Source organism: Paenibacillus sp. 2TAB19, assembly GCF_052115185.1.
GTDB lineage: Bacteria > Bacillota > Bacilli > Paenibacillales > Paenibacillaceae > Pristimantibacillus.
The window spans coordinates 26,227-39,864 of record NZ_JBFRGE010000003.1; the positions used below are offsets into that span (position 1 = coordinate 26,227).

8 protein-coding genes and 1 pseudogene are annotated in these 13,638 nt (G+C 47.4%); 1 reads left to right on the forward strand and 8 read right to left on the reverse strand.

Features of this window, described 5'->3' with window-relative positions; genetic code table 11:
* Nucleotides 1-21 precede the first annotated feature (21 nt).
* Nucleotides 22-1,182 (forward strand): ROK family transcriptional regulator, encoded by a 1,161-nt coding sequence (locus AB4Z33_RS01955; protein ID WP_442048274.1) that lies wholly within the window; start codon nucleotides 22-24, stop codon nucleotides 1,180-1,182.
* Nucleotides 1,183-1,551: 369 nt separating this feature from the next.
* Here AB4Z33_RS01955 and AB4Z33_RS01960 read toward each other — a convergent pair whose 3' ends face one another.
* The 8 genes and pseudogenes from AB4Z33_RS01960 to AB4Z33_RS01995 all read right to left on the reverse strand — a co-directional run bounded on the left by AB4Z33_RS01960 (nucleotide 1,552) and on the right by AB4Z33_RS01995 (nucleotide 13,638).
* Nucleotides 1,552-6,390 (reverse strand): hypothetical protein, encoded by a 4,839-nt coding sequence (locus tag AB4Z33_RS01960; protein ID WP_442048394.1) that lies wholly within the window; start codon nucleotides 6,388-6,390, stop codon nucleotides 1,552-1,554.
* 12 nt (nucleotides 6,391-6,402) lie between these two features.
* Nucleotides 6,403-6,978: pseudogene (locus tag AB4Z33_RS01965) on the reverse strand (Athe_2463 domain-containing protein); the annotation flags it as partial.
* A 321-nt stretch (nucleotides 6,979-7,299) separates the two neighbouring features.
* Nucleotides 7,300-8,571: an S-layer homology domain-containing protein gene (locus tag AB4Z33_RS01970; protein WP_442048275.1), complete on the reverse strand. Its 1,272-nt coding sequence runs from the start codon at nucleotides 8,569-8,571 to the stop codon at nucleotides 7,300-7,302.
* A gap of 16 nt (nucleotides 8,572-8,587) precedes the next feature.
* Complete coding sequence (locus AB4Z33_RS01975) at nucleotides 8,588-9,565, reverse strand: S-layer homology domain-containing protein (protein ID WP_442048276.1); 978 nt, start codon at nucleotides 9,563-9,565, stop codon at nucleotides 8,588-8,590.
* Nucleotides 9,566-9,702: 137 nt separating this feature from the next.
* Nucleotides 9,703-10,953 (reverse strand): MFS transporter, encoded by a 1,251-nt coding sequence (locus AB4Z33_RS01980; protein ID WP_442048277.1) that lies wholly within the window; start codon nucleotides 10,951-10,953, stop codon nucleotides 9,703-9,705.
* Nucleotides 10,954-10,982: 29 nt separating this feature from the next.
* Nucleotides 10,983-11,411, reverse strand: a complete 429-nt coding sequence (locus AB4Z33_RS01985; RefSeq protein WP_442048278.1) for a GIY-YIG nuclease family protein — start codon at nucleotides 11,409-11,411, stop codon at nucleotides 10,983-10,985.
* Between the two features lie 27 nt (nucleotides 11,412-11,438).
* Complete coding sequence (locus tag AB4Z33_RS01990) at nucleotides 11,439-12,209, reverse strand: DUF2087 domain-containing protein (protein WP_442048279.1); 771 nt, start codon at nucleotides 12,207-12,209, stop codon at nucleotides 11,439-11,441.
* A 190-nt stretch (nucleotides 12,210-12,399) separates the two neighbouring features.
* Nucleotides 12,400-13,638 carry an MFS transporter gene (locus AB4Z33_RS01995; protein ID WP_442048280.1) on the reverse strand — a complete coding sequence of 413 codons (1,239 nt, stop codon included), beginning with the start codon at nucleotides 13,636-13,638 and terminating at the stop codon, nucleotides 12,400-12,402.

The following is a 13,638-nucleotide window of genomic DNA, read 5'->3' on the forward strand; positions in this document are numbered from 1 at the left end:
GGCGGACGGAGGCTTACTTGATTGAAACAGAAACCAACCGGAGACTTAGCGTTAATCAAAAAAATRAATACATCAATCGTACTCGAAGCCGTAATCAAGCACGCACCGCTGTCTCGGGCTCAAATATCGGAGCTGACTGGACTTAACAAAGCAACCGTCTCGAGTCTTGTTCAAGACTTGATTGACAGCAATCTGGTGCTCGAGATCGGTCCGGGCGAATCAAGCGGCGGACGGAAGCCGGTCATGCTGCTGTTCAACGGTACAGCTGGCTATGCGGTCGGCATCGACCTTGGCGTCAACTATATTCGAGGGGTTCTCTCCGACTTGGAGGGCAATGTCGTCTCGGAGCTGCAACGGCGCATGAAGCGGCAAGATTCCGACTTTGCTCTGGAGCAGCTCGCAAGCTGTATCGAGGTACTCATGGGGAAAGCGCCGGAGAGTGCCTACGGTATTGTTGGCATAGGCGTAGGCGTGCCGGGCATTGTCGACGATCATGGCAGCATTCTGTTTGCGCCGAACCTGAAGTGGCGGCAAGTCGAGCTGCAGCGCTTGCTAGAGGAGCGCTTCGAACTGCCTGTCACGATAGACAATGAAGCGAATGCCGGCGCGCAGGGCGAGCAGAAATACGGCGCGGGCCGCGGTATCCGCAATCAGATTTATGTCAGCGTGGGCATCGGTATCGGTACGGGCATTATTTTGAACAAGGAGCTTTATAAAGGAGCTTCAGGTTTCTCGGGAGAGCTCGGCCACCTATCTATTGAATACAACGGCAAGCCATGCAGCTGCGGTAATCTAGGCTGCTGGGAGCTTTACGCATCAGAGAATGCGCTATTGGAACGTGCTGCTTCGCTCGGCTTCGACAGCTTAGAGGATCTTCTTACCTCCGCGGAGGAAGGGAACGAACAGGTGCGCGAGCTTATTAGCTCGATCGGGGATTATTTAGGGGCAGGAATCGCGAACATCGTCAATGTCTTTAACCCCGATGTCGTCATTATCGGCAATCGGATGAGCCGCGCGAAGACTTGGCTGGAGCAATCCGTACAAGCTGCCGTAGACCGCAGAACGCTCTCCTACCACCGAGAAAGGCTGCTTATTTTGTTCGCGGAGCTGCAGGACCAATCAGCGGTTCGCGGAGCTGCTTACTACGCGATCAGCAAGTTTTTCACGAAAATTAAAAGTTAAATGGCATGCAGGTGCTAAGCGACAGAACTGAACTGAACAGAACAGAACAGGACTTGCAAGCACAGCAGTCCTGTCTCTGGCTTCTTCGATCGTATTTACTTTCACCTTTTGTCGTTTGGATGGAATTTATCCAGTCAAAACAGCGTCTTTTCGGGTTAGAGCTGCTTTTGACTGGAAAACCTCCAATCTAATTCCCMGCTGTAGACCTTTTTCACCACTTTCGCTACTTTAGGCTGTATGAAATCCAATCAAACAACTAACTTCGGGTAAATTAGCTTTTTGGGCTGTAAGAAATCCATTCAAATTTCTCACAAACGGCAATAAGGCCCGCTACGTTGCGGCAGCGAGCCTTATCTTATATAAATGCTTTTACTGAACTCGATGAACGCCTACAATTTCGATCATGTCTCCTTCAATAATGACGGTAACCGTGACTGATTTGGTTGTACCATTATTGTAGTAAGCGACAAAAGTAAAGGTCAGCGGTCCATCGTCAAGCTTCGCAAGCTCTTCATTCCATAGCTCCCCTCCCCAGCTAGTCCCGCTTCCATTCAATTTGGACAAGGACACCGTATGTTTACCCATCATCACTTCAACACGATCCGCTTTCGTAGCCGTTCCGGTCACCGTGGTAGCGGACTCCAACAGGAATTTCTCACCCGCCCAGAATACGTTATATCCGCGAGGCGACTCTGGATCACCGCTCTCCTTCTCATTAGAATTGCGGCGATGCTCGTTCCACAGATCAGTATGCTTCACTGAGCCATTCACCGTTAACGGAAGAACGGTTACTGTTTTGACTGTCACGACCGGCGGCGCTTTGCCATCGCTGACTGTCATCGTCACCGTCCACGAACCTGCATCGACCATTCGGATTAATGGCGCAGTCGCGGGATATGGCGAGGTTAACGTATAACTGTAGTTGGTTTTCGTCCCTCTAGGACTAACTAACTCGTACGATACTGCCAACGAATCACCGTCTGCATCTGCAACAATTGACTTGAATTGTACCGTATCTCCTTCGTAGACAGGCTTCGGAAGCCAATCGAAATCCGCAGTCGGCGGTCGGTTATTGACGACCTGAACCGTCTTTACGACCGTCTCTACATTGCCGTTCGGAGTTGTGGAGCGCCATTCGAACGTATACGTACCGTTTGGCATCGTGCCGACTGTAAGGCTTCCCGACCAGTTTTTCTGCCCATATCCAAGTGTGCTCGCAGTGACAGGTGTAAGTGTAATGGTTTTCTGATATGAAGATCCTTTGAACGCTGTTACCGTTGTAGTTGTCGGGTATTTGGTCGTTGACACAATAAGCTGATACGAATCCTTAACGACAAGCGTACTGACATCATTCACAGCTGGTTCACCAGTAACAGCATCTATGCGCCCGTTTAATTCTATCGGTGTTAACACTCTGACGTTGTACGTATGATCTGCTGTCGAACCAGCTACAGAACCGTTGGCGCGAATAACGAATGAATAGTTTCCATCCGGCGTTGTTGCAGGTATCGTGAAGCTTTCATTTGCCCAGCTAATATCATTAACCGACTTCGTACCCGTGTAATAAGCAACATTACGGGAGAGCTGCGTCCCCATCGACATGGCAAGCGATATGGAGTACGGATAACGCGTCCATAGATCATAAGCAACAAGGCCTTCGCTAGCCGGAATGCTCGTTAGCGAGAATCCGCTGTAAGCGGTTTTCAGATTGCTTTTGAATTGGACGGGAACCGTGCTCGGCAGCACGAATGTCCTCTGAATCGGATCACTCCATACACCTTCGATGTCTTGCGCTGCATAATCCAATACATAGGTGCCTGGCAACAATTCATTAGGTATCTTCGTAAATACTTCTCCTGTTTCTTGATTCGTGAACTTAACAGTGCGATCTTGAATGCCTCGGTCGGAAGCCGCTCTCGTCACGTTATGATCCAGATCATAGCTCATATCGACCCATGTGGTACGATACGTATTCGATGCCGAGAGATAATCGAAATCCAGCGTCACTTCGGCAATCGGCTTACGATGGACGTACACCTCGATTGCGCTTTCGTTCGAATGGTAAGCATAACCGGAAAAGTTCGGGTCGGTTGTCGGCAAATCTTTGATTTTACGATAGAAAACGTACTTCCCAGGTTTATGGAACGTCACTTGCGATTGATATAATCTCCAATTGCTCCCAAGCTTCGCCGATATGAGCGGCTGGCCCGCGAATGAATCGTATCCCATCGCATTATCGTAATAATTCGGATCTTGTGTAATTTGCAGCAGATCGGTATCGGCAGGAGTCGGATCATCTTCGTAATCAAAAGTCGCCGTCACCGTCTCGATCGGTTCTCCAAGCAGCTTCAGCACCTTCGGTATTTGCGGGTTATTTTCTGCTATATAAGCAATGACGTCATCGATCATCTGGTCGATCGGCTTGTTATTGAGAATATGCTTATCATGCTGTAATTGAGTCGCTATATCACTGCTACCAACCAGGATTAACTTCGCATTATGCCTGCTCATGAGATATTGCAGATCCGTCAGTTCAGACACTTTGCCATCCGATATATAGATTACATATTTGAACGGCACGGCCCTCATGAACGAAGCGTCATACGGCTGACGAATATCCTTGTAAACCGTACCTGAGTAAAAACCGGTATAACTATTTTTTGACACCATATTAGGTACCCAAACATTATGTGTCCAATACACCGTACCCGCATAACTTGCTGTCCAGGTGTTGGAGCATGATCCGTTCGGCGTACCTCCGGTGGATGGACAAGAACCGCTAGGCGACTGACCTGTTYGACTTAATGTTCCAGAATATTTACCATCGCTGTAAGACAGGGTCGAAGGGCATGTTGACCTTGATGTTTGGCTAGACATTTTGCCGTCTTCATCGTAATAGGTTATTACATCATTACTGCAAGAGCCCGTACCCGTCTTATGGTCTGTTACAGATACATACTCACCCTCATCAACGCTATACGGAGAATTGGATACGCTTGTTCGAGTCAGAGTCCCGGAATATCCCCCGCTTGTCGTATAGTTAATCGTTGTTGACGGATAAGCCGCACCTGTCGCTTTTGACGTACTGACTGGTTGATCGTAGGTATAGGTCTTCATATCCCATACGCCGATATTGCTCATCATATTGCTGAGCGTGAAGGAGTTCGTGATCGCTACCTTTTGGTTTTTTACGTAGTCCGTTGATGCTTGGGTCAGATTCTTATCGAGAAGGAAAAATACGTCCATGTCCGGCTTCTCCGTCGGAACATCGATATACAAGTCGGATGCCGGAGCGTAGTTGTCGATGAAAAAGTGTGACCTTGACGTATTGGCTTTATCGTCCGAAGTTGTAATAAACTCCATTAACCGTTCCTCGTTCGTGCCTTCCTTCGCTTCCACAACGATCTCGTATTGTCCAAGCTTATCCAGCGTAGGAAGCTCTGTAACATCTCCCGTACTCTCAAATACCTTCGTATCGAAAACTCCTTGGTTCTTGGAGTCGAAGAACACCTGCAGCTTTTTCTCTGCGATGTAGTCGCCATCAGTGCTCTCAACTTGATAGTTAAGCTGCAGTTGCTCCAGTCGGCTGATTTGATCGCCATAAGCATGCGCAATAATGGCTGGCTTATGATCTTCAAGTATTTCGTAATCGACGATATATGGATCACTGTAGCGCGTATAGGTTTTGCCATTATGAACTATGACGCGTTTGGCCGCTATGCTGAGCTGGTAATTACCAATCGATTTGTACATGTACATCTTTTCGCTAAGATTGATCTCGCAATAACCTGTCCGGCATTTCAGATTAGGATCTAAGGAGTCAACAAAACTAAAAGATGTGATGGTGAGCGGCGCTTGCTTCTCTGTCCATTGGTCGTTGCTCTCCTTCGATCGGTCATAGGCTTTCATCGTCCTGTTTTCTTTGAACAACCCCTCAAGCGCTATGGAAACACGGGGCTTCGTCTCATGCACAACTACATGGCGGCGAAAGATGGATTCCGTTCCATCGGGTGCTGTGAACGTTATGTCCACCTTCACCAGACCAATCTGCTCCTCGCCAAACACATATTCACCTCGAAAAAAAGCTTTAGAATCCACCTCTGCACCCGCGACAAATACCCGTTTGGTGAAGTCGGCATACTTTGCAGCTTCATCGCACGGTTTATGAGGGATATAATCAGGATCTTTCTCTGTTACAGGCATTGGCACAACATCGTACCAGTCAAAGGCAAATTCCACATTCGGCATAATGTACTGAGGCGGAGCAGGACCGGTATCAGTCTCAGGCGTCATAGCAGGGCATCCAATTATTATTGGGTCTGAAGTAGGCAACTGACTAACATTAATATTTTTCACTGCAATAGAGCTATTGTTGTTTGTCTGATTCTTGTCGACAATCGTCTGTGTGATTTGAAACGATTGATAGACTGGAGCTTCTTCAACCAGTTCGTTCGGAAACTTAGCAGCAATGAAATCATACAAAAACTTTGTCACTGCGGCTTGATCCAAGTAACCCGTATTGGGAGACTTCACTTCTGGAATAGCAGGATTGAATGTCCTTGTCACTTTCGTGCCGTCTTCAATATTCTTAATCTCAAACGTATAGTAATCTACATCCTTACCGTAAGACATATCTTTATACATGATTTGAGATTGCAGGAAAGCAGATTTATTAACGAATTGGATTTGCGGCGCAACACTAAAATCTGAAAGCATCGGTCCGGTCGTTGGCTTGAACTTCAGATTGAAGTGGCAGCCTTTCTCCACACTAGACGGATTCGCTGATGTATGATTATTGTAGTAAACCGTAGCTTTGGCGTTAAGATCATTATTGTTATTTGTGCCGTATATCCACTCATCCGGATTTGTCTTAATAAGCTTGTCCGTATCGATGGTCATCGTTACGATCCCGCTGGCCGTGTTATCCTTCGTCACGACTCCGCTATTTTTATTGGATGAAGCAAGCTTAAGCTCTTGACCATTCTGATCCATCACAGATAAATGCCAAAATGCGATATCCTTCCGCGTATAGTATATCGTTTCGTACTGGAGGTCCCCGATTTTCGTCGCGTCATCAAGCGTCCCGGTAATTTTCACCTGCACCTTCACCGTCCGCTCTTTCCCAAGCGGGATAGGCTCGCCGTTTAACGATTCTACTTTGCAGGCTGCTGCTGAGGGCAGTTTTTCTAGCGGATCAAGTTTCTCCATTGGAAATGACTGATACCAAACGGAGTCCGTATCCCAGCTGAAATGGAACAACCTCCCCACTCCAGCTTCTCTTGTCGTTGGATTTTGTTCGATGGCGAAGTAGTTGCGTGGGTCGTTGTTACTTTCATTCCTAGGCAAGACTTCATAACGATTGGAGTAAGACACACCTTTATAAATCTTGAAGTCGATTGAGCGATTTATATTGTTTCGGACTTGCAGAAATTTATCTAACATGACACTTTCATAAAAACCATCACGATTTTCATAAACATAACCTGGACTTGCTGGTTTATATTTGTAGCTTGAGGGCAAATTAAGCCAGGGTTGGTAAATCCAATGTTTATCTGCTACCTTCGTGCTCGTAGAATCATCTCGAACGAGCCAGTTATTCGAATAAAGAGATCCATCTTGTGTATAGCCTAAGAACCGATATTCCCCCCAAGCCATATCCCCTGTATCTGTGTCTTCACCGTAAAAATGGCCTTCATTTTTTCTTACGGTGCCGAAATCCCCAGGCTGCCACCCCTTAGTAAATGACTGTACTGTATCCCGAACTACCTTTGGATTTCCGTAGATAATAAATTTCATTTGTCCACTATTACTTACTGGTGTGTTGCCACTGGATGAACTATAAACAGCCCATTGTTGATGATAATACTTAGAATTGAACTTGAAATTATCTTTATTACATGGTTTAATTTCGGTTGGAATAGGACCATCTACATTCAGATCAGGATTATATTTGCAGGTATTTTTCTGACCATTGATATATTCAGGTGTAGCTGTTGCAGCAGCTTTGGTCTGCTCTGGATTGATTATTAACGTGCTATATGAAGCAATTAAGCACAAGATAAGTACGAGTGAAAAAATCCTCTTACTTTTTTTCAATTGAGCACCTACTCTCAAATGTTAGTATTTCATGGTCAGTGTAATATTACTTTTCTCTGAATACAGTTCGAACTTTCTGTTATTGAACGTAAATTCAACAGGTTTAGAACCTAGTGAGATCTCCAATTCGGCTAATTTGGTTTTTAATTCCTTCCCTTTGCTATTGCCAGCAAACAAATCTAGTAATGCATCAAAATACGCAGCGGCATATGGCATTTTTTTATTAATCGGATAGGCTACCCCCATTCGCTGCGACGTCCCTTCTGCGACTCCTACTGATAAATCCCTTGGAGCTAACTTTTCTAGATCACCTATGCGAACAAGGAAATCATTTTTTTTAGCAGTATCTTGACTGTCGTAAACTCCGAAACCTAAACCCTCTTGCGATATATAACCTTTCGTAACGTGCTTCTTAGCAAGAGCAACAATGCTGTTATACATGTCGTATTTGAACTTGTCGCTTATGAGGTAGATGTTCCCTTTAACCTCTGCGTAATATTGTCCAGTAAGGTCTGGTTTGTATGGCGTACGAAGCGTTTCATCACGCAGTCGTTGCACCATCGTAAGTGCTTCGGCACGGGTTACGAAGCGATGAGGATAGAAATTCCCATTCGGGTAACCAACCATGAGCCCAGCTAACATTACATGAGCGCGATAGTTTTTGACCGATGTATTCGTAAACGTATTAAAGTCTTTTAGTCCGCTGTGAGTAGTAACGAAATCTGCGTAATAAGGATCGAGCGTATTATCGTATTGTGTATACCATTCACCAAGAAGGTAGGATGCTTGTTCTCGTTTTATTTGTTTTTTATACACCTCGTAGTTTTTCGGGAAAATCTCATCGAAAGTTGGCAAGTAATCTATCTCGTAGAGCAAATCAATAAATGGCTTTGCCCAATAGCCTGATTTTGCTGGTTTGAAGTCAAAACCATTTCGGACAAGGGAACCAAGTTTCATTGCAATATCCGGTCGCTTGTCAGCCAGCTCCATTATCCATTCTTCATCAAACTCCGTTTTCCCATCTGTCGTTTTCGAGAATGCCTTAAGCATCATGACCACAAACTGATCTGCTTTCACCACATCATTCGGACGGAATGTGCCGTCAGGGAAACCGTCGACGAGACCGCTGTTATACGCGCTAATAATATTATCTTTGGCCCAATGCTTCTCAATATCCTTAAACGGGAGCTTTGCTTCAGCAGCCTCTGCTTTCAGTGCAGTATCCGTACCAACGAAGCCTACTCCAACGATTAACGTCAATGCAATAACCCAATTAACAATCTTTCTGACCATACCTATTCCTCCTCGTTTACTTCAAAAATTCGATCAGTCGCGTTAAGATCGCGACTGCCTCTGCTCTGGTTACCGGATTTTCCGGCTTAAACGTTCTATCGGGGTAGCCATTAAAAATACTGTAATTGCTCACAAGTCCGATTGCTTTCAGATAATCTACGGAGAGCTGTTTCAAATCCGTAAAGCTTGAAGTCCCTTCTTCCGTTTTGACCATTCTAATCACATTCGCTGCGAGCAGCGCTGCATCTTTCCGCTTAAATGGCAACGCTAAGTCTTGATCTGTCCAATTCGTTATAACGCCAAGAACGTTCGCTGCCATTCTGTATGGATCGGACCAGTGCTCCGCACCGCCGACAGAAGCAAAGTTGAATTCCATGAAACTTAACTCCTTGCTAACCTCTTGATCCGTCACTCGCCAGCGGAAAGACTTCAACCATTGCCGCTGCCCGTTCGGCATCTCTTCCGTAAGCGATAGCACCAGCATTTTCAAAATCGCTTCACCCGTAACCGGATCATTCGGGCCAAATCTTCCGTTGCCATAACCCGATGCAATTCCTTTCTCGACGAAAGCATCAATCGCTGCCCGAGCCCAATGATTCGGAGTATCCGAGAAAAGCGGCAAGTCGATCAAAAGGTTGTAATACGACCGCTTCGGCGCATAAATCGTAAATACATAGCTGCCCTTTAAAGCCGACTTTACGGAGTAGGCATTCGTCCAATAAACAGCATCTGTAGAATCCAACTTCTTCGTACTCTTGGCGCTGTTTATTACTTTTCCGTTCGGCATCGTCATCGACGAGCTGAAGCTTCCATCGTAACCTTCCAGCTCAAATAAAATATAAGCCGCATTCTCAAGCAGCTCATAGGTTTTCGTAATGACAACCTCTTCTTCCGCAGCAGACAGAACGCCTCTGCTTGGGTGCAGCAATGTCACCGCAATAATAAGACATAAAACTAATCTAGATAAAGGAACTTTATACCATTTCTTCCTCATGCCAACTAACTCCTTCCTTCGCTCTCGCAAAAATCGACATCAAACACAAAAAAGCACGCCTCTCCCTCAACCGAGGGAATAAGCGTGCTTCGCTATTCTTCGTTTAATCGTACTGCTTTATCTAATCCGATATTACTTTAATTGGAATTGTCTGTCAATACATGCAGCGGCTTATGCTTAAATAAAGGAATGAGCAGCAGCATCCCTAGGAACATGAGAGTGCCTGCAACCGAATAGATGCCTATGAGCGGGAGAATCTCCTTCAGCTTGCCGGCTACCAGMGTCATAAGAACCATCATCCCCATGAACATCGGGCTGAGAACGCCGTTAACCCGGCCTACATAAGATTCTTCGGACCACTGCAAGATCATCGTACTGATGCCGATCTGAATGCAAGGGAATCCCAGACCGTTAATGAATTGCAGCGTGAGCGAAAGCGGGACGCTTGTCGATATGCCCATTCCGATCATGCAGATGGAGCTAAGCAGGATGCCGAGCGCCAGGAGCTTCTGCGGCGATATCTTTTTCGCTAATACCATGACGGCGCCGCCGCCGATCAGCATCGCGACTCCGTTCACCATGAGCATGAACTTCAGAAAATCTTTTGGTTGGCCTAATCGCTCGATAACGACGAACAACCCTAACGTCTGCGAAATGCCGACTGCGATGCCTGCCAGCGCGAACGTACCGCCGAGCGATTTCAGGACCGGACTGTTCCACACGTATTTCATTCCGGCCTTCATATCGTTCCACAGCTTGCCGCGAGCCTCGTTCTCCGCTCTTACAATGTCTTGGTCCCGAGGAATGCGGTATAAAACAAGCGCCGACAAGAGGAAGGCGACGCCCATGACGCCGATCGAAACTTCAATGCCGAAGTTTTGGTACGTAACGACGCCGAGCGACGGTCCCAGCACCATGAATATGGCAATCAGCGTCTGGAACATGGCCATTGCCTGCTGCAGCTGCTCGGGCGCGATATGCTGCTTGAACAGCTTCATCGCCGATGGCTGCGAGAATTGCGACAATATGGCCGATACGAACGTTGCGAAATATACCATATGCCACGAGCCGTACAACAACGTAATGAGAACAACAAATACCGATATCGCGGACAAAAAGTCGCACCATATCATCGTAAGCCGAGGCTTCCATTTATCCGCGAAGGTTCCCCCGATAAACGAAAAGACGAAGATCGGCAAAAACTCGACGAACCCCATTAATCCAACCGCGAACGGATCGTTATCCGTCTGGTCCGTCACGTAAAACAAAATCGCAAAATTCCGCACCCAAATGCCGATTTGAAGCAATACGTTGGACAGTAAAATCGTTTGGTAAAACTTGTTGCGCAGAAGCCCTCCCGCGGGCGCCGTAACAGCATTAGCTGACATTCTGAACACACTCTCCCCTAAATCCCCGGCTATCCACCGTCAATTTTCTTATGATATCCCCGTTCTCCATACGGCTGAAGCTCTCCTATCCACTTCTCCTTTAACCGGTCGATCTCTCGCTTGTAACTGCGAACGACATTGCCTGCATCCGCTCCCTCGGCTAACAATACGTCTTTATAATCGTAACGAACCTCATGATCGAATTTGATGGTCTCAAGGATGAGGAAAGAGAACTTCTCCGCACCGAACTGCTTCCACTCGCGCTGGAGCTCCTTGTTCATATGCGATCCAAGATCGAGGATAAACGTTTCCTTATTCCACAGACCTTCCAAATTCGTCGATCCTCCGATGAAAAGCTTTCCGTTAGTCTCGTTTTTGATCTGGTATATACCCATCTTGCGCTCCCGCTCCTGGTACTCAGAAACCAGCTGCTTGCGCTTTTCTTTATTTCGTTCCATGCTTTTTCTTCCCCTTCCTAATTGTGCCTATTCCTTCACCCAATATTCACTGCAATCGTCTTCCCTGTCTAGAAATCCATATTCAATCATATAACGGCGCAGCGCTACATAATCATCCTCCCAGAATACGCGAAGCTGCGCGTTCACTTCCTTCTCCTTATACTTCACGCCACTTTTAAAGAATGAGGCAATGTGCCGCAAAATAACGATTTTCCGCTTCTCCTTACGGGGGAACGAGGCCAACGGTCCGGTTGGTCCATTCGGAAAATATTGCTTCATCCAGCTCGCGTTCTCCGCTTCGGTAATCGCGTATCGTTCATCGACTTGGGTCGCCGTCCGATGAATCGGCACGAACTTTGGCGCATCGACCGCCCTGCTATCCATCAGTTCCATAATGGCGAGCAGCAGCTTCGCTTGCTTCGCCTTCTCCTTCAATACGAAGCGGTGGTTGCGAATCGTCGAGGCGCTGCCTGCGCCCGTTTTCTTAACAATCTCGTTATCTGACAGCCCTTCGGCAAAATCGCGCACAAGCTCCTTCTGCAGATCAGTCAGTCCGGTCGCCTTCTTGTCTAKGCCGAGCAAATAGGTCAGCATCGTGCCATGCGCCGTCTGAACGTGATGCGCAGCGAACTTGCGCGCCTCAAACCAACGATTCGATTGAGGCACGGCGAACACTTCGCCATCTTCGAAGCTTTCTCCACATACAAGGCAAATATAAGCAGCGGCAGCCTCATCGTATACATAACCTTGCTTCATATCGTTAAGCGTAGCGGACCAGAATCGTTCGTTAAGCTCCATCACCAAACACCCCGCAGATTCATCTAGTAATTTTATAGACATTATATAATTATGTTTGCGATAAATCAAGACACATTCGCCAAACGTCTAGATTTTTTCAATTCCGCTCATACATAAAAGGATCATCCTCAGCCAACTATCCAGCCGAAGATGATCCTCACACTTACTCACTTAATTATCCATCCATAACTTATATCGATTTACGATCCTTCGGTAACATAATTGCAAGCAGACCTAGCATAAGCAGCGCACTGCTTGCCACTATAACGTCTTCAAGCGAGTAAACAACTGCAAAATGTCCCAGCACAACCGAGCCAAGCGCTCCCATCCCGAAGGCAAGACCGGTAATAAGTCCGGAGGCCGTTCCGACTTTGTTCGGCATAAGATCCTGCGCATACACAACGCTGACCGAGAAGCCGGATTGCAGCACGAGTCCTAGCACCGCAATAACAGGGTACACCCAGCCAAGCGGCAAATGCGGCAAAATAAGCGCGATCGGAGCAGCGCCGAGCAACGAGATCAACATCATTTTTTTGCGGCCAATCCGGTCTGCGATCATTCCTCCGAAAAACGTGCCTACAACGCCGGCCGCCATGAATAGGAACAGCGGCACTTGCGCACCTTTGGTCGACAGTCCGTATTGCTCTTCCGCATAGAACTGATAAAACGTACCAATGCCCGCCGCATACCAGGAACGAGCGAATACAACGATGAACAATATCGTCAGCGCGAACGCTACCGTTCGCTGACTGATTGGAGCCAAGCTTGCTCCGCCTGCAGCCGCTTGGCCTTTCTTCTTAGGCAATTGGTTCGCATGCGCGGCAAGCTGTGCCGAATACCAAGGTACAACCTTGAACAGCACGGCGATTGCGGCAGCCGCAAGCAGCATGCCCCACGCGGCGCCGCGTTGCCCTAGCGGCACGAAGATGAAGATCGTCATGAGCGGCGCCAGCGTACTGCCGAAGTTGCCGCCCACTTGGTAGATCGATTGCGCGAACGCACGGCGGCTGCCCGCTCCAAGATGCACGACTCGCGAGCCTTCCGGGTGAAATACCGCTGAGCCTAACCCAACGAACACCACCGACAGCAGCAGCAGCCAGAAGTTGGGGGCGAAAGCAAGACCCGCCATCCCGATCATGCTGCATACCATCCCGAGCGGCAGCATCCAAGGCATCGGCTTCTTGTCGGAGACGAGCCCGACTACGGGCTGCATGACCGATGATGTCATATTAAGCGTGAAGGCAATCCAGCCGATCTGCCCGTAATTCAAATTCAATGAATCCTCGAATATCGGAAATAAAGCCGAGACGACCGCTTGCATCGAATCATTTAACATGTGTACCGAACTTATAGCGAATAAAATGGAATATACGGTGGCCGATCTAACGGCATCAGACTTAACGCCCGTTTGCGATTGCTGCCCAGACAT